The sequence below is a fragment of the Methylobacterium sp. R2-1 genome (genome assembly GCF_014191355.1).
GTDB lineage: Bacteria > Pseudomonadota > Alphaproteobacteria > Rhizobiales > Beijerinckiaceae > Methylobacterium.
The window spans coordinates 1-16,927 of sequence record NZ_JACHWM010000029.1; the positions used below are offsets into that span (position 1 = coordinate 1).

17 protein-coding genes are annotated in these 16,927 nt (G+C 66.3%); 13 read left to right on the top strand and 4 right to left on the bottom strand.

The window, feature by feature from the left end; translation table 11 throughout:
• Positions 1 to 393 precede the first annotated feature (393 nt).
• Positions 394 to 1,041 carry a TetR/AcrR family transcriptional regulator gene (locus FHU13_RS26415; RefSeq protein WP_183438798.1) on the bottom strand — a complete coding sequence of 216 codons (648 nt, stop codon included), beginning with the start codon at positions 1,039 to 1,041 and terminating at the stop codon, positions 394 to 396.
• Positions 1,042 to 1,142: 101 nt separating this feature from the next.
• Here FHU13_RS26415 and FHU13_RS26420 point away from each other — a divergent pair, with 101 nt between their 5' ends.
• The 10 genes from FHU13_RS26420 to FHU13_RS26465 all read left to right on the top strand — a co-directional run bounded on the left by FHU13_RS26420 (position 1,143) and on the right by FHU13_RS26465 (position 12,855).
• Entirely contained in the window at positions 1,143 to 2,036 is an 894-nt protein-coding gene (locus FHU13_RS26420; RefSeq protein ID WP_183438799.1) for an NAD(P)/FAD-dependent oxidoreductase, read from the top strand.
• Between the two features lie 17 nt (positions 2,037 to 2,053).
• Positions 2,054 to 2,527, top strand: a complete 474-nt coding sequence (locus tag FHU13_RS26425; RefSeq protein ID WP_183438827.1) for a methyltransferase family protein — start codon at positions 2,054 to 2,056, stop codon at positions 2,525 to 2,527.
• Between the two features lie 308 nt (positions 2,528 to 2,835).
• Positions 2,836 to 3,921 (top strand): efflux RND transporter periplasmic adaptor subunit, encoded by a 1,086-nt coding sequence (locus tag FHU13_RS26430; RefSeq protein WP_183438800.1) that lies wholly within the window; start codon positions 2,836 to 2,838, stop codon positions 3,919 to 3,921.
• Entirely contained in the window at positions 3,918 to 7,025 is a 3,108-nt protein-coding gene (locus FHU13_RS26435; protein ID WP_183438801.1) for an efflux RND transporter permease subunit, read from the top strand. The genes FHU13_RS26430 and FHU13_RS26435 overlap by 4 nt, the downstream gene beginning before the upstream one ends.
• 238 nt (positions 7,026 to 7,263) lie before the next feature.
• The gene (locus FHU13_RS26440; protein WP_183438802.1) at positions 7,264 to 7,806 is read left to right on the top strand and encodes a TetR/AcrR family transcriptional regulator; all 543 of its coding nucleotides are present in this window, start codon (positions 7,264 to 7,266) and stop codon (positions 7,804 to 7,806) included.
• 359 nt (positions 7,807 to 8,165) lie between these two features.
• On the top strand, positions 8,166 to 8,954 hold the full coding sequence (locus tag FHU13_RS28120; protein ID WP_246714899.1) for a hypothetical protein: 789 nt from the start codon (positions 8,166 to 8,168) through the stop codon (positions 8,952 to 8,954).
• 173 nt (positions 8,955 to 9,127) lie between these two features.
• The gene (locus FHU13_RS26450) at positions 9,128 to 9,676 is read left to right on the top strand and encodes a PaaI family thioesterase (protein ID WP_183438803.1); all 549 of its coding nucleotides are present in this window, start codon (positions 9,128 to 9,130) and stop codon (positions 9,674 to 9,676) included.
• 47 nt (positions 9,677 to 9,723) lie between these two features.
• Positions 9,724 to 10,908, top strand: coding sequence for a thiolase family protein (locus FHU13_RS26455; RefSeq protein ID WP_183438804.1), 1,185 nt, complete (start codon positions 9,724 to 9,726; stop codon positions 10,906 to 10,908).
• Positions 10,909 to 11,056: 148 nt separating this feature from the next.
• Entirely contained in the window at positions 11,057 to 12,457 is a 1,401-nt protein-coding gene (locus FHU13_RS26460) for an MATE family efflux transporter (RefSeq protein ID WP_183438805.1), read from the top strand.
• Between the two features lie 26 nt (positions 12,458 to 12,483).
• On the top strand, positions 12,484 to 12,855 hold the full coding sequence (locus FHU13_RS26465; protein ID WP_183438806.1) for a DoxX family protein: 372 nt from the start codon (positions 12,484 to 12,486) through the stop codon (positions 12,853 to 12,855).
• A 74-nt stretch (positions 12,856 to 12,929) separates the two neighbouring features.
• Here the strand turns inward: FHU13_RS26465 and FHU13_RS26470 are convergent, their stop codons facing one another.
• Positions 12,930 to 13,379, bottom strand: a complete 450-nt coding sequence (locus FHU13_RS26470) for a MarR family winged helix-turn-helix transcriptional regulator (protein WP_183438807.1) — start codon at positions 13,377 to 13,379, stop codon at positions 12,930 to 12,932.
• A 229-nt stretch (positions 13,380 to 13,608) separates the two neighbouring features.
• Here FHU13_RS26470 and FHU13_RS26475 point away from each other — a divergent pair, with 229 nt between their 5' ends.
• The 3 genes from FHU13_RS26475 (at position 13,609) to FHU13_RS26485 (ending at position 15,408) form a co-directional block, all read left to right on the top strand.
• Complete coding sequence (locus tag FHU13_RS26475) at positions 13,609 to 13,917, top strand: hypothetical protein (RefSeq protein WP_183438808.1); 309 nt, start codon at positions 13,609 to 13,611, stop codon at positions 13,915 to 13,917.
• 216 nt (positions 13,918 to 14,133) lie between these two features.
• The gene (locus FHU13_RS26480) at positions 14,134 to 14,955 is read left to right on the top strand and encodes an oxidoreductase (protein ID WP_183438809.1); all 822 of its coding nucleotides are present in this window, start codon (positions 14,134 to 14,136) and stop codon (positions 14,953 to 14,955) included.
• A gap of 192 nt (positions 14,956 to 15,147) precedes the next feature.
• Positions 15,148 to 15,408, top strand: a complete 261-nt coding sequence (locus tag FHU13_RS26485; protein ID WP_183438810.1) for an SDR family NAD(P)-dependent oxidoreductase — start codon at positions 15,148 to 15,150, stop codon at positions 15,406 to 15,408.
• Positions 15,409 to 16,017: 609 nt separating this feature from the next.
• Here FHU13_RS26485 and FHU13_RS26490 read toward each other — a convergent pair.
• Positions 16,018 to 16,392, bottom strand: coding sequence for a hypothetical protein (locus FHU13_RS26490; RefSeq protein WP_183438811.1), 375 nt, complete (start codon positions 16,390 to 16,392; stop codon positions 16,018 to 16,020).
• The gene (locus FHU13_RS26495) at positions 16,392 to 16,916 is read right to left on the bottom strand and encodes a hypothetical protein (RefSeq protein WP_183438812.1); all 525 of its coding nucleotides are present in this window, start codon (positions 16,914 to 16,916) and stop codon (positions 16,392 to 16,394) included. Before FHU13_RS26495 ends, FHU13_RS26490 begins: the two co-directional genes overlap by 1 nt.
• Positions 16,917 to 16,927: the final 11 nt, after the last annotated feature.

Here is a 16,927-nt window from a genome sequence, read left to right on the forward strand (position 1 = left end):
CAGGATGGGAACGCTTTGAGGGCTATCGGCCGCAGGCGGCGGAACGCGCTGACGAGTGCGTGCCGATGCGCAAAGTCATCGTCCGCTAGGGGTGGAAAGCGGCAGTTCCTAAGGCGCAATCTGAGCGTCAGGATCGCGCCACTTCTGGACCTTCGGCATACGCCGCTGGAATGGCCGCTTGGCCCTCGAAGGCTGCCATTGACATCTAATGGCCAGTCCGGGGGCGGTCACGACATCCTGATGATGTGGCCGATTAAGCATGCCTGGTAGGTTGGACTTCCCGCGACAGCGGCTTCAGATTTATCCTCGCCGTTTCGGGGCCTCCTATCCCTTCCTCATGTCGGTAGTCGGTCACTAACAACAGCCGGGAGCGACCGTGGCTCAGCGCCTAGGCTATCCGCACGCATGGTCGTTGCCGCCGTGCGCGGCGATGAACATCGCGACGGCCGACCGGCAATAGGATGCGATTTCGTTGTCATCCTCCGCTCTCGCCTCGTCGAAGCGTGCGATCATCAGGAGGTCTGATCCTTTGATAAGGGCCGCGAATAAGCGGGCGGACTGCTGAGGATCGGGTACGTTCAGAACCGACTTCGCGTGCAACTGACGCAATAGGGCCTCGATTTGGGCTATGACATGGGCGGGACCGGCTTCGTAAAAGAGCTCGCTTAGCGACTTCTGGTTCGTCTTGTCATTCATGATCATGGCTTCGACACTGCGGACGTCCGGGCTCAACAGCGTGCGAAGCAGGGATGATCCCGCCGCCATGAGCTGATCTTCGGCCGAACCGCCAACACCTTCGGAAAGGGCCAGAGGTGCAAACTGATGGCAGTGGGCAGCGATGGCCGCGCTGAATAGCGCCTCCTTCGTCTCGAAGTGCCGATAGATGCTGAGCTTGGATATTCTTGCTCTCTGAGCGACCTTGTCCAAGGTCGTCGCTTGAAAACCCAATTCCAAAAAGAGGTCGCCGGCAGCGTCGACAATCGTTTGGCGCAGCGCCTCGTTGGGGGGGCGGCCGCGCCGAGCCCGGCTGGTTTCGGACATCAATTTCTGGTCCTTGACGGTATCCTAATTATCGAATTAGGATACCACGCAGTTCTCGAAGTGGCTAGGCCACTCCATCCGCGTCAGGGATCCCCATCACCATGGATGATGTGATCATCATTGGCGGCAGCTTTGCCGGTCTCGCCGGCGCCCTGCAGCTCGGCCGTGCCCGTCGCAAGGTCACCGTCCTCGATACCGGCCTGCCGCGCAACCGCTTCGCCGGCCACTCGCATGGTCTCCTCGGTCACGACCACAAGCCGCCGCTGGACATCCTGGCCGAAGCGCGGCGGCAGTTGACGCGCTACCCGACGATCAGGCTGGTCAGCGCGCGAGCCGACGGCGTCTCCGGCGCCATCGACGACTTTTCCGTTCTCACCGGCGATGGTGAGAGCCTCACGGCGCGTCGCCTGATCCTGAGCTATGGCGTCGTTGACCAGATGCCCGATGTCCCAGGCTTTGCCGAAAGCTGGGGAACGTCCGTTGTGCCCTGCCCCTACTGCGACGGCTTCGAGGTCGCCGGCCAGCATTGGGGCCTCGTCTGGTCCGGCCCACGGTCGCACAGCCAGGCCAAGCTGTTCGGCGATTGGACCGACAGGCTGACGGTCTTCGCCGATGGTCACGACCTGTCGCCCGACATCCGGGCCGACCTGGCGCGTCGCAACGTACCCGTCGTCGATGGCCGGATCACCGGGATCGTCGGTTGTGGGGGTCACAAGGCCACCGTCAAGCTCGACACCGTCCCCGATGCGGACGTCGACATCCTATTCGCGCAGCCGAGCATCAAGCCGTCCGCGAGCCTGCACGAGACCCTGAGCCTTGCCACGGTCGGCACGCCCTTCGGCATCGCCCTCAAGGTCGATGAGCGCCGCGAAACCAGCATGCCAGGCATCTACGCCGCCGGCGACCTCGCCAACCCCGGCATGCCCTCGGTCACCACGGCATCATGGCAAGGCGCGATGGCAGGGATCTTCGCGCAGCAGTCGATGCTGGTTTGAAAGCAGACCGGATGAGCATGGGCGTCGAACCAGACAGCGCGGGTGTGCGCTACCCTCCGCCCCTTGTCTATCTGGGAGCGCTGCTGTTGGGGCTGGCGGCGGAGCGGTTCGTCACCCTGCGCTCTTTCGGCATCGACTGGCGGTTGCTGGTCACGACGGGCGCGCTGCTGTTCGTTGCCGGCGCGGCGATGATGCTTGCCGCGGCGGGGCTGTTCCGACGGCTGGGCACCAACGTCCCGCCCTCACAGCCAACGACCCTCATCGCAACGACCGGTCCTTATCGGTGGACCCGCAATCCCATGTATTTAGGAATGGCGCTTATCTATGCCGGCCTTGCGATCGGCTTCGACGGGCCGATCACCTTCGCCTTGCTCCCGTTGGTGCTGATAGCGATCCAGACGCAGGTGATCGCCCGCGAGGAGCGCTATCTCGAAGCGAAGTTCGGCGACGACTACCGCCGCTACAAGGCCGAGGTTCGCCGCTGGCTCTGACTATTGCGCTGCTGCCGTCTGCGTTGCCGCGAAACCAGAATGCTCGGCATGGCTGCGGTGCAGAAATCAGTCTGATTGGCCCGGAACGACCGAGAATGGCCGTAAGCGGAATTGTCACTCCAAGGCAGGGTTGAGCTTCGAGAACGCTTCATCGTCCCCGGCTTCGCTGGCTCCTACGTTCGAGGTTCGGGCTTCGATTGTTTCGCAGTTGCCGGCCGGCGGGGGCAAAGGCCATTGACGATAAATGACGGTCATAATAAATGACGGTCTTGATTTCAAACTCTCAGTCGGCCGCGGGGGAACTGGCTATGGATGCGAGATGGGTGATCGGCCTGATCGGCTTGCCCCTTGCGGCCTGCTCGCCTGCCGAGACAGCAGTCAGCCCCGAGCCGCCCCTGGTGCAGATCGCCGAGGTTGCTCCGGGCGCCGGCGCGGTCTCCCGTTACACAGGCGTGATCCGGGCCCGTACCGAGAGCAACCTCGGCTTCCGGGTCGGCGGCAAGATCTTCGAGCGCCTCGTCGATCCGGGCGACCACGTGAGACGCGGCCAGCCCCTGATGCGCCTCGACCGCACCGACTACACCCTCGCACTCAACGCCGCCCGCGCCTCCGTCGAGGCCGCCCGCGCCCAGATGATCAAGGCCAAGGCCGACGAGGAGCGCAGCCGCAAGCTCGTAGCCGACGGCTGGACCTCGAAGCAGACCTACGACCAGAACAAGGCGGCGGCCGATGCCGCCATCGCCCAGTTCGCCAATGCCGAGGCCCAGGCCAGCCAGATCCAGAACCAGGCGGGCTATGCCGAGCTCCAGGCCGATGCCGACGGCGTCGTCATGGAGGTGCCCTCCTATCCCGGGGAGGTGGTCGCTGCAGGCCAAACCGTGGTCAGGTTGGCGCGCGACGGGCCGCGTGAGGCAGAAGTGTTCCTGCCCGAAGGCAGCCGCCGCGCCGCCCAGGGCGAGGCTTCGGCCACGCTCTACGCCGAAGGCGAGGCGACTTATCCGGCGCGCCTGCGCGAGTTGTCCGCCACAGCCGACCCGGCCACGCGCACCTATCGGGCGCGCTACATCCTCTCGGGCGGGGGCGAGGCCGCGCCGCTCGGCGCTACGGTGACCCTGCAGCTCAAGGCCCTCAATGCCGTCCGGGCCGGGATGGTGGAGGTTCCACTGGCCGCGTTGTTTGATCAGGGGCACGGCACCGCCGTCTGGCGCTACGACGCCGCCACCGAGACCGTACGTCCGCAGTCCGTGAAGATCGCTCGCATGGGCGAGGAGCGCGCCGATGTCGTCGCCGGCCTGAACCCGGGCGACCGGATCGTGGCGTTGGGCGCCCATCTTCTTAAGGCCGACCAGAAGGTGCGCCAAGCGCCTCCGAGCTTGACGGGAGTTGCCAAGTGAGCGGCTTCAACCTTTCGGCGCTCGCCGTCCGCGAGCGGGCCGTGACGCTGTTCCTCCTGATCGCGCTCACCGGCGCGGGCGTCTTCGCCTTCCAAAAGCTCGGGCGCGCCGAGGACCCGGCCTTCACCGTGAAGGTCATGACGGTCGCTGCCGCATGGCCGGGTGCGACCTCCGAGGAGATGCAGCGGCAGGTCGCCGACCCGCTGGAGAAGCGCCTGCAGGAACTCGTCTACTACGACCGCGCCGAAACGACGGTCCGGCCCGGACTGATGACGACCAAGGTCATCTTCAAGGACAACATGCCGCCGTCGAAACTCCAGTCGGAGTTTTACCAGGCACGGAAGAAGCTCTCGGACCAAGCCTCCAGCCTGCCGCGCGGCGTGCTCGGGCCGTTGTTCAACGACGAGTTCTCGGACATCTACTTCGCCCTCTACGCCGTGCAGGCCAGGGGCCTGCCGCACCGGCAGCTCGTGCTTCGCGCCGAGGACCTGCGCCAGCGCCTGCTGCGGGTGCCGGGCGTCGAGAAGATCAACATCCTCGGCGAGCAGGCCCAGAAGATCTTCGTCGAGATCTCCTACCAGCGCTTGGCGACGCTGGGCATCAACGGCCAACAGCTCCTGGCCGCCCTCGCCAACCAGAACGACGTGACGCCCGCGGGCTTCGTCGAGGCGGCAGGACCGCGCGTGTACCTGCGCTTGGATGGTGCCATCGATAGCCTCGACGCGATCCGCAACCTTCCCGTGGCGGCGGGCGAGCGCAGCCTCAAGCTCGGCGACATCGCCGAGATCAAGCGCGGCTACGAGGACCCCAGGACCTTCGAGATCCACAACGACGGCGAGCCGGCGCTGATGCTCGGTCTCGTGATGAAGCCCGGCTACAACGGCCTCATCCTCGGTTCGGCGCTGAACGCCGAGGAGGTGGCGATCCACCACGAGACGCCGGTGGGGATCAATTTCACCAAGATCACAGACCAGGCCAGGGTCATCGACGACGCGATCCGCGAGTTCATGGTGAAGTTCTTTACCGCGCTCGGCGTGGTGATCTTCGTGTCCCTCGTCGCGCTTGGCTTTCGCGTCGGCATCGTGGTCGCCCTGGCGGTGCCGCTGACCCTGTCGGCGGTGTTCGTGGTGATGATGCTCACCGGTCGCGATTTCGACCGCATCACGCTGGGTGCCCTGATCATCTCGCTCGGCCTCCTCGTGGACGATGCCATCATCGCCATCGAGATGATGGTGGTGCGCATGGAGGAGGGCTACGACCGGATCGAGGCGGCGACCTATGCCTGGAGCTCGACCGCCGCGCCGATGCTGACCGGTACGATCGTCACCATCGCGGGCTTCCTGCCCGTGGGCTTCGCCGCCTCCACGGCGGGCGAATATGCGGGCAACATCTTCTGGGTGGTCTCTTTCTCGCTGATCATCTCCTGGGTTGTGGCCGTGACCTTCACGCCCTATCTCGGCGTCAAGCTCCTGCCGAACATCAAGCGGGTCGAGGGCGGACACGACGCGATCTACGCTACGAGGAACTACGAGCACCTCCGCCGCATCGTGCGGATGTCCGTCGACCACAAGTGGTGGGCCGCCGGCATCACAGTCGGGCTATTCGGCCTCGCTGTGGTCGCCATGGGCAAGGTCGAGCAGCAGTTCTTCCCGAACTCCGAGCGCCCCGAACTCATCGTCGAGGTGACCCTGCCGGCAGGCTCGGCCTTCGCCACCACCGAGGCCACGGTGAAGCGGGTCGAGGCGGCCGTTCGCGAACTGCCGGAGGCGCGCGAGATCACGAGCTACATCGGCCAGGGCATGCCGCGCTTCGTGCTCTCGTTCGACCCGGAACTACCCGACCCCGCCTTCGCGCAGATCGTGGTGCAGACCGCCGACGCGGCTGCCCGCGACGCGCTCCGGGTCAAGCTGCGCGAGCTCGTCGACGGGGGTCGCTTCCCCGAGGCGCGGGTGCGGGTGCTCCAGATCGTGTTCGGGCCGCCGGTCCGTTTCCCGGTCGCCTTCCGCGTGGTCGGGCCCGACCTCAACGTCATTCGCGGCATCGCCGCCGAGGTCGCCGAGGCCATGGCCACGAACCCGAACATGCGCATGATCCACCTCGACTGGGGCAACAAGACCCCGAGCCTGCATCTCGCCCTCGACCAGGAGCGCCTGCGCCTGATCGGCCTGACTCCGAAGGAGGCGGGCCAGCAGCTGCAGAACTATCTCAACGGCACGCCCGCGACCCAGGTGCGCGAGAACCTGCGCTCGGTCGACGTGCTGCTGCGCAGCCCCGGCCCCGAGCGGCGCTCGCTGGGCGACATCGGCGACCTGACGCTGACCACGAAGGACGGGCGCCAAGTGCCGGTCTCGCAGGTCGCCCGGCTAGAAAGCCGCACCGAGGACGCGGTGCTCAAGCGTTACAACCGCGAGACCTACATCCGGGTGCAAGGCGACGTGCTCGACGGTAAGCAGCCGCCGGACATCCACGCGCAGGTCGCCCCGCTGCTCGACCCGATCAAGGCGAAGCTGCCGCCAGGCTACCGCATCGACACGGCCGGTGCGGTGGAGGAGAGCGAGAAGGCGATGATGTCCCTGGTGGGCGTGTTCCCGGTCATGCTGTTCGTGACGCTCACCGTCATCATGATCCAGGTGCGGTCGTTCTCCGCCATGTTCATGGTGTTCGCCACCGCCCCGCTCGGGCTGGTGGGGGCCGCGCCGACGCTGCTGATCTTTCAGCAGCCCTTCGGCTTCAACGCGATCCTCGGCCTGATCGCCCTGTCGGGCATCCTGATGCGCAACACCCTGATCCTCGTCGACCAGATCCACCACGACCAGGCGGCGGGCCTGTCCGATTACGATGCCATCGTCGAGTCGACCGTACGGCGGGCGCGCCCCGTCATCCTGACGGCGGCAGCCGCGATGCTGGCCTTCATCCCGCTCACCCACTCGGTGTTCTGGGGAGCGCTCGCCTACGTGCTGATCGGCGGCGTCGGCGTCGGCACGCTGCTGACGCTGCTGTTCCTGCCTGCCCTCTACGCCCTCTGGTTCCGCGTCGTCCGGGAGCCGCGCAGGGGCGCCGCTGTTTCAAGCGCAGGCTCGGTGCCGATGCCCGCCATACCCTGATACGGCACGTTCCTCTTCGATGCCCCGTCTTCGGGGCATCCCGAGATCGCGCGTTTGTCCTCCGAACGTGCGATGCATCGACCGGCCTACGCTCCAGCCCCCCTCGCGTAGGCCGGTCGACTGTTTTCCTTCGCGGCACGAGACCATCGGATCGCACCGGGGCACCAACATCCATAGCCACTTCAATACATGACACATTGCATCTATATGATCATCTTCAACGGCGAAGGACGGTAGGATGCCCAGGGTCTCGCAGGAGCAAGCCAAGCTCAACCGAGAGCGTGTCGTCGAGGTCGCATCCGCTCTATTCCGGGAGCGTGGCCTGCACGGCATCGGCGTCGTGGACATCATGGCGGCCGCCGGCCTGACCCATGGCGGCTTCTACGGCCAGTTCGCCAACAAGGATGCCCTCGCGGCTGAGGCGTTCGACGCCGCGATCGGTAACGAATACCGGGCGAACCTCGACACCTTCATCGAGAACTACCTCTCCCTCGGGCACGTCCGGACACCCGGGAAAGGCTGCCCCGTCGCGGCCCTGGTGAACGACGTCGGTCGAGAGCCTTCCGGAAGCGCTTTACGGTCGCGGTTCACCAACGCGGTCAGAGGACTCGCCGGCCTCATCGCAGACACCCTGCCTAAAAGCACGAAGGAGCGTCGCAGGCAGCGCTCCCTCGTAGCGCTGTCCACCATGGTCGGGGCGGTGGTGCTGGCGCGGGGCGTCGACGACGAGGCGTTGGCCGACGAGTTGCTCAAGGCGGCGCGCACGACCATCGCAGGCTGATACATCTCGGGACCCCGCTTTTCGAAGCGGGTCGCTCCAACCTAGGCGAAATCCTCATTGACCGCTTCAATGCCGCCAAATAGATTAACATCATCATCTTTGGTGATGCTGATTCCTAGGTGGATCGGGCGGTCACGGGACGGTGACCCGTCCAAGTCACCCAAGAGGAGTGCACGATGAAGAAGCCAAGTCGCTCGGCGCGTCGCAGAGGGCATTTCATGCGCGCGGTGAGGCTGTCGCTCGCCGTCGCCTCCTTGAGCTTTCCTGCCCTCGCCTCAGACGGTTCGACGAGCGTGCGGCTGCCGGACACCTCCCGTTTCCCAGAGAGCGTGACGTCGGACGCGAACGGCACTCTTTTCGTGAGTAGCATCGCGGATGGCGGGGTTCTCAAGGTCTCCGCGGACGGGGCCGTCGTGTCGCAGTTCCTGAAGCCGGGCGACCATGGCACCCGGTCCACCTTCGGCCTGCTGGCCGATCCTAAGCGCGGGGTGCTCTGGGTCGCTTCGAACGACGCCACGGCCCTGGGAGCGAAGGGGCCGACCGGCACCGAAGGGGCGTGGGTCAAGGCCTTCGACGTCGCGACCGGGGCCATGAAGACGAGTGTCAGGCTGCCCGGCGCCAAGGCGCTCGCGAACGACTTCGCTCTCGACGGCGACGGCTGTCTCTACGTCACCAACACGTTCGCCCCGCAGATCCTGCGCTTGAAGCCGGGGGCGACGGAGTTCGAGGTCTTCGTCGAGGACCCGGCCCTGAGCAAGGGGCTCGACGGCATCGCCTTCGGCCCCGACGGGAACCTCTACGTCAACACCTTCATGGGCGGCGAGCTGTTTCGCATCGAGGTGAAGCAGAGCGCTGCCGGTCAAGTCACGCAGCTCGAAACGCCGCGTCCGCTGAAGTTCCCGGACGGCCTGCGGGCCTTCAAGGACGGGTTCCTCATGGTCGAGGGCAGCGGCGCCCTGAGCCGCGTCACGGTCTCTGGATACAGTGCCGGGATCGAGCCTATCGGGCAGTTCGCCGGCCCCACCGGCGTAACGGTTTCCGGCGACAGGATCTGGGTCTCCGAGGGCCAATTGGGGCTCATGTCCAAGCCACCCGAGGCCGGACGTGACGCACCGAGCTTCCATCTCCGCTCCGCGAACGTCCAATAGCGCGGCGACTGACGGTCCCGAACAAGTGTCGCCCCGGTCTCACAGCCATAATTCGGGGCCGACAGCCCATCGGAAGCTGGCCGCCGACCTGTCTCGCCCTTGGGCCGACGGTGTCGCTCCTCGGTCGTGGAGCCGCGGCTCCACGACCGGCAGATCCCCACGAAGGTTCATCGATGACGGACGAAGCTCTTCCTGAAACGCACGCGCCTTCGCGGCGCAGGGTCGTCGAGTGGGCCGATCCCCGTTCCATCGCCGCGGCGGGACAAGCCCTGGCGGGGATCGACTTCCTGCACGCGCTCCTGGCGGGCGAGATCGCGCCACCGCCCGTAATCCAATTGCACGGCATCGAGTTCGTGTCCGCCGATCCTGGCACGGCCACCATGCGCATGCCGGCCGCGGCGTACCTCTTCAACCCGCTGGGCTCCGTCCATGGCGGATCCCTCGCCACGCTTCTCGACAGCGTCATGGGGTGTGCCGTGCACTCCACCTTACCGGTCGGACGCAGCTACACGACGCTCGAATTCAAGTTGAATTTCCTGCGCGCGGCCACCGGCCGGTCCGGCCTTCTGACGGCCGTCGGGAAGGTCATCCACGCCGGTCGTCAAAAAGCCGTGGCCGAAGGTCGCCTCAGCGACGAGTCCGGCCGCCTCGTCGCGACCGCAAGCACGACCTGCCTCCTGTTCGATCTGCCTACGGCCGGGACCCGCCCTGCCGCCGGTTGACTGCACGGAAATTTCGCCGCCCGCCCCTGCCGACCCGAGTTTCGCCGATGTCGACCCGCCAGATCGTGCTTTGCCATCCTGTCCGTACCGCCATCGGCGGTTACGGCGGCAGCCTCAAGGACGTCGCTGCGACCGAGCTCGGCGCGGTCGTGATCAGGGAGACCTTGCGCCGTGCCGGCCTCGACGAAGGCAGGCTCGGCAGCGTGACGATGGGCAACGTCGTGCAGGCCGGCAATCGTATGAACCCGGCCCGGCAGGCTTCGGTGAACGGTGGCGTGCCCGTGTCCGTGCCGGCGCTGACCATCAACCGCGTCTGCGGCTCGGGGGCACAGGCCATCGCAACCGCGGCCGACGAGATCCGGCTCGGCCATCACGACGTCGCGGTCGCGGGCGGCATGGAGAACATGGACCGGGCGCCGTACCTGATGGAGGGTGGGCGCTGGGGCCATCGGATGGGTCACGCCCAGCTCCTCGACAGCATGCTCAACGACGGCCTCGTCGATGCCTTCTCGGGCGAGCATTCCGGCTGGCACACCGAGGACGTGGCACTCAAGTCCGGGATCGGCCGGGAGGCGCAGGACGCCTGGGCGGCTCGTTCACAGGAGCGGTTCGCGAAGGCCCAGTCCGCGGGTGTGTTCGACGCGGAGATCGCGCCGGTCGAGATCAAGGGCCGCAAAGGCGTCGAGACCTTCGCGCGCGACGAGGCTCCTCGTCCCGAGACCAACGTCGAGACGCTGGCACGGCTGAAGCCGGCCTTCCGGAAGGATGGGACCATCACGGCCGGCAACGCGCCGGGCTTGAACGCGGGCGCGTCCGCGATGATCGTGGCCGAACGGATCTTCGCGGAAACCAATGGCCTGGACGCGTTCGGTCGCCTCGTCGCGTACGGCGTCGGCGCCTGCGAGCCCGGCCTGTTCGGCCTCGGTCCAGTACCGGCCGTGCGCCAGGCACTGGAACGTGCCGGCTGGTCGCTCGGCGACTTGGAGCGCGTCGAGATCAACGAGGCTTTCGCAGTCGTGCCGCTCGCCGTGGCCAAGGAACTCGGGCTGCCCGAGGACATCGTCAACGTCGAGGGCGGAGCCGTTGCGCACGGCCATCCGATCGGCGCGACCGGCGCGGTCCTGACGACCCGCCTGCTTCATTCCATGCGCCGGGACGGCGTTCGGCGGGGGCTAGTCACTCTCTGCATCGGCGGCGGCCAGGGCATCGCCCTCGCCGTCGAGGCGGCCTGAGACATGACGGGTGGCGCCGCCGCCGGGTCGAGGCGCCACCCGCCGCAGCAAGACAAGCTCGGCGACACGCGCCGGCGGATGCCATTGGGGATGTCCGCCGATGTCGGAAATCGTCGCTCGCAGGCCAGGGAATCGTGAGGGCTCCGCCATGGACATGCGCACGCGTCGGCTGCTGGAAGCGCCCCTGGTGCCGATCCTGGCCCGGATGGCCGTGCCCAACATCCTGGTGATGATCGTCCAGACCTCGGTCGGCCTGATCGAAACGTACTTCGTGTCGGCGCTCGGCACCGATGCCTTGGCCGGCATGGCCCTCGTCTTCCCCGTAGTGATGCTCGTCCAGATGCTGTCAGCCGGCGGCATGGGCGGCGGCATCCAGTCGGCAGTCTCGCGCACGCTGGGCGCCGGTCGGCGAACGGAAGCAGGGGATTTGGCTTGGCATGCGACGGTCCTCGGCCTTGGGCTGGGGATTGCGACGAGCCTTGTCGCCCTGCCATTGGGGCCGGCCTTCTATGCGCTGATGGGCGGGACCGGCGGCTCGCTCCGTGCCGCGACCACCTACGCATCCATCGTCTTCGGCGGGGCGGTCCTGATCTGGCTGTTCAACGCGCTGTCGGCTGTGATCCGCGGTACCGGCAACATGGTGCTTCCGGCCATCGTCACCTGCGTCGGGGCTATCGTGTTGATCCCGCTCTCGCCCGCGCTCATCTTCGGTTGGGGACCGTTGCCCGAGCTCGGCGTCGCGGGCGGTGGCGTGGCGTTCGCCACCTACTACGCCGCGGGGTCCGCGGTCTTCGCCGCCTACATCTGGTCCGGCCGCGGCGTCCTGCGCCCGAGCCGGCGCTTGCCCGATCTGGCTTGGGGGCCGTCGCGCGAGATCCTGCGCATCGGGGTGCTTTCGGGCATCGCCAGCATAACCTCGAACGTCACGGTCATCGCGGCGACCGGCTTCGTCGGGGCGGCGGGGCCGGCGGCGGTGGCGGGTTACGGAACCGGCGCGCGGCTCGAATACCTCCTGGTCCCCCTCGTCTTCGGTCTCGGTTCGCCCATCGCCGCCATCGTCGGTACGGCCCTGGGAGCCGGCGACCATGCCCGTGCCCGTCAGGCCGCCCTGACCGGTGCCCTCATCGCCGGCGTCCTGACGGAGGCCATCGGACTCGCGGCTGCCCTGCATCCGGCCGCGTGGCTCGGCTTGTTCGGGGACGACCCGGTGATGCTCGCCACAGGCTCGCTCTACCTCCGCGTCGTCGGCCCGTTCTACGGATTCTTCGGGTTTGGGCTGGCCCTCTACTTCGCCGCCCAGGGCGCCGGCCGCGTCGGCTGGCCGCTCGCCGCCAGCCTCCTTCGGATGGGGGTCGCATTGGGCGGCGCCTGGTTGGCCTCGGCGCTCGGACTCGTCGACACCTTCATCGCCTTGTCGGCCGGGTTCGTCACCATGGGGCTTGTCAACTCGGCGGCCTTCGCAACGGGCAGGATGTTCCCGAGCGACGCCCTCTGCTCACCCTCCTCAACTCCGAGAACGCTAGCTCCCGCCACGGGCTGGAGGCGCTGACTTTCGCGCCATAAGGGACCAGAAGGATGTCCATCACGTTGCGCGGGCGGCAACTCGGCGACCGGGCGCTCCGGTCCCTGCTCACGACGGTTTTCGTCGTGGTGGCAGGGATGAAGCTCGCGGCGTCCGAATTCGAGACCTCGAACTTCGCACGCTTCGGCTACGCGCCATGGTTCATGTACGCAGTGGGTGTCGCCCAGTTGGTGGGTGCGGTCTCGCTATGGATCCGGGGGTACGTCGCGTACGGTGCGTTGCTCCTGGCTGTCCTGATGGCCGGCGGTGCGGTCAGTCACCTGCGCGCCGGCGACCCGCTCGTGATGGCCGTCCCGGCGCTCGGGCTGTTGGCACTTGCGTGCAGCCTTGCCTTCGCGCGCCGAAACGAACTTCGATCCCGGTGACGCCGGGTGAAAGGCGGAACTCAGCCTGCGCTCGAACGGAAGCAACCTCGGTACGAGGGACGCTTCAGCCGGACTCAACTCGTCAGGGTCGCTACGGCGGCACGAAAGGCGTCTTGATCGACCTTGCCGAGCTGCCGGGCCAAGGCCTCCTGAGCCTCCTGCCAAAGGGGATACGCCTCGGTCAGCAGCGCGCGGCCCTCGTCGCTGAGCACGACCCGCCTGACACGCCGATCCTCGGCGTCGCCCTGGACGTTCACGAGGCCGCGACGCTCCAAGGGCTTCAGGTTGGCCGTGATGGTCGTACGATCCGTCGCCAGGTGCTGCGCCAAGGCGCTGATGGTCGGCGGCTCTTCGCGCACCAGCATCATCAGCAACGTGAATTGCCAATTCGACAGCCCTGTCGGCCGAAGGGAGGCATCGTACCTGCGTCCGATGGCGCGCGCGGCCTTCTGCGCCGTGAAGCTGAGGCAACTCTGTTCGACCGATGCGGCCATCGTCGGGGTCAGTACGGGGTCTCTCGCCATGGAAGCTCCACCGGAAGGTTGATACCAACTATATAGGCGTGGCGTGCCGACTGACAGAACCAGGGACGATGACCCAGGCAGGTTACCCAGAACAGTTTATATCAACCATGTGTGTTGGCGCACGGCGATCCGCTGAAATAGGTTTATATCAACGTTGCTGCAGGAAGCGGAGGCACCGGTCCCGGGTGGACTGGCCGGGCCGAACGCTCCTTCGATGAGGAGAACCCCGATGACCCTTCGTTCCATTCTCGCTGCTGCCGCAATCGCCGCCAGCTTCACCGCCTCAGCCACCGCCCAGGAAGGGCGCACCTTCCAGGGGTGGGGTCATACGTTCAACGTCCCTGGTTCGCAGGTAGGCCTAGGCAGGGTCGCGGGCTCTGAGCGGGACACATACCGTGATGACCGCTCCGACGCTCCCAAGCGCGCCTACGTGTCTGGCAACACTGGCACCGTGGTCGAGAGCGAAGGCCTCGCGACTGACACGCCCTCCCAGGTGATCAACGTGTGGGGCGCTCGCATCGAAGTGCCGGCGCGTTAAACGAGGTGCACCCAAACCCTCCGCACCATTCGATGCGAGAAGCCGCCGACATCCCCGTGGCGGCTTCGTCTTCGCCGATAGAGGGAACCCGGCGCCCAGGGCCTCGGGATTTGGCGGGCTGCGCCGATTCACTCGTCGCGGCTTGTCAATTAAAATTATGGTCGTAATGTATTGAGCCGTGCGGCAGTCCGCCTGTCGCCTCAACGGGAGGGCATCGTGACCCAGGGCAGCACCAAGACCGCAATCGTCACCGGAGCAACCTCCGGCATCGGGTTATCGACCGCCAAAGCCTTGTGGGCTGAAGGCTACCGCGTGTTCGGGACAAGCCGGAAATCCGTGCCCGCCGCGGGGAGCGTGATAAGTATGCTGGTCTGCGACGTCACACAGGAAGCGTCCGTCACCGACATGGTCGAGACGGTCTTCGGCAAGACCGGCCGCATTGACCTGCTCGTGAACAATGCTGGCTTCGGCATCAGCGGTGCTGCCGAGGAAACTTCCATCGCGCAAGCTCAGGCCATGTTCGACGTGAACCTGTTCGGCGTCATCCGCGCGACCCAGGCGGTGCTCCCGCTGATGCGTACTCAGAAGGGCGGCCGCATCATCAACGTCAGCTCGGTGCAAGGCTTCATACCGGCCCCCTACATGGCGCTGTACGGCGCCAGCAAGCATGCGGTCGAGGGCTATTCGGAGTCGCTCGACCACGAGGTCCGCGGCCAGGGCATCCGCGTCGTGCTCGTCGAGCCCGCCTTCACGCGGACCGCCTTCGACCAGAACCTGGTCCGGCCCGACAAGCCCCTCGAAATCTACGAGGCGGAGCGCGCCGGGCGCGACCGGTTCCTGAGCGAGATCATGAAGACCGCCGATGCGCCCGAGGACGTCGCGAAGGTTGTCGTCAAGGCGGCGACCGCGGAGACGCCCAAACGCCGTTACACCGCGGGACCGAAGGCGCGGCAGGTCAGCCTCTTGCGCCGGTTCGTTCCGGCGGGCGCCTTCGACAAGGCCCTCCGCAGGGAAATGCAGCTTCCGCCCATGCCATGAATACTCGCGATAGTCAGGTCAATTTTTGACAGGACGACGACATTCTTCGTGGCTATCTTGCCTCGCAAGCGTTGTTCTTTCTCCGTCTAAACCAATGTCGGCACTGTAGAGTATTCAGAAATATTTAGGCCGAGCTGAATAAGGCGCCAGCGAAGGCGCGTCTGCCTGCAAATTATCTAATCGAGGAAGCGCATGAAGTTGGAAAACATCAACTACTCTCGCTCGACGGCTCTCGTCACCGGAGCGAGCTCGGGCATCGGTCGCGCCATCGCCTTCGAACTCGCCGCACGCGGCGTCCGGAATATGGTCTTCGTCGCTCGCGGCGAGGAGAAGCTCGCCAAGGCGGCGTCCGAGCTCAGACAATCGGCCCCCGGCATCGACGTGCGCGAGATCAGCACCGATTTGTCCAAGCACGACGCGCCTGCGGAGGTGCAGCGGCAAGTCCAAGTGTAACTGCGCGTACGCGACATGGCCGGGTACGAGCCTGTCGCAAATGGGCCACGACATGCGATGTGGCGGCCCATTGCCATGTCTCCACCTCAGGTGGCGGAGCCTTCTCCGCCCCACCGACCAAACCGGTAGGGAGAATTGCGGGACTGGTCTTGGCGCCCGCGTCCTACCCGCCCATCTGGGGGCATCCATCCGCAAGGGCATTCACCCGATGATAGCCGCGACGCCTCATCCTCCTCGCTGAACCAGGAGCGCCGCGTCGACCACCGGGCCTCCGCACTTCCGGACGCCCGATGCCCAAGTGCTACTCCTACATCCGGTTCTCACGTCCCGAGCAGATGCGCGGCGACAGCCTGCGGCGGCAGGGCGAGGCCGCTGACAAGTGGGCCGCCGGGGCTGACGTTATGGCCGCCCGCGAAGCGTCTGCTTAAGGCTGTATAGCTGACACTCCGAGTGGAGACGCGCTAGGTCGGCAAAGGGTCAACAGTGTGGATTGCAGGCACGCGGTTGGAATGTTCTAGAAGGGTCGGAAGCGGCTCCCTGCGAGCGGGTACCAAGCGTCAGTCTGAATCACCGGCATAGCCGCCGAGGTGACCGCGACGAAGCAGGATGTCACGACCGGTCCCGATCATGATGCGCCCGGTTTTCGATCGCCTGCTCGCGCTCGATCAGACCCAGGAGCTCGGTCTGCCGCTTCGCCTCCTCGCGGGTGACGCGGACGCACTCCGCGATCCGGCCGGTGTCCTCGGTCTGGCGTCGGGCAAGATCGCGCAGTTCCCGCATCAGGTCGATCGCCTCGCGCGGCCCCTGCAGGAAGGGCGGCGGCACATCGGCGAGGCTGGCCGGCGCTGGCGGTGGCAGGTGCTCGCGGTCCCCGCGCGCCCGCGTCACCATCCAGCCGATCAGCATCATGGTGCAGCCGCCGACGAAGACCTGAAGGAACTGCTGGGTCGCGATCACGTCCTTGAGGAAGGTGAGCCAGTCCATCAGCTCCGAACCTCCTCAAGTGCCGCTAGAGCCTTGCCGATCCGGCTCTTGCGAGACACGCCGTCCAGCACGGCGATGTAGACGGAAATCGCCTCGAACCCGGCGAGCGTTCCGAACACCGGAATGACGAAGCTCGGTGCGAGTGCCACAGTGAAGGCATCATAGATCAGGGCCATCGCGAACTGGCCCATGATGAGGCAACCGACACCGGCGCCGATCGCCCTCGCATAGGCGTCCCTCGGCCCGACACGGACGTTGTTGATGTAGCCGTTGAGGAACAGCGCCATGATGCGCACGCTCCCGGCACAGCCGAAGATCAGCGCCATGTTGGCCTCGCTGAACCCCATCTCGGCGATCGGCTTCAGCGCATTGCGCTCCATGGTGTCACCCGGCATGGCGAGGGTGAAGGCGATCAGCACCATCATCGTCGCCATGCACCACTCGAACAGGCGGTAGGTGCTGTAGGGGCCGGCGGAGTGCATGGGCAGGAGCGGCCGGCGTGCTCCCCCGTTCGAGCCGGGCATGCGCCCCTCCT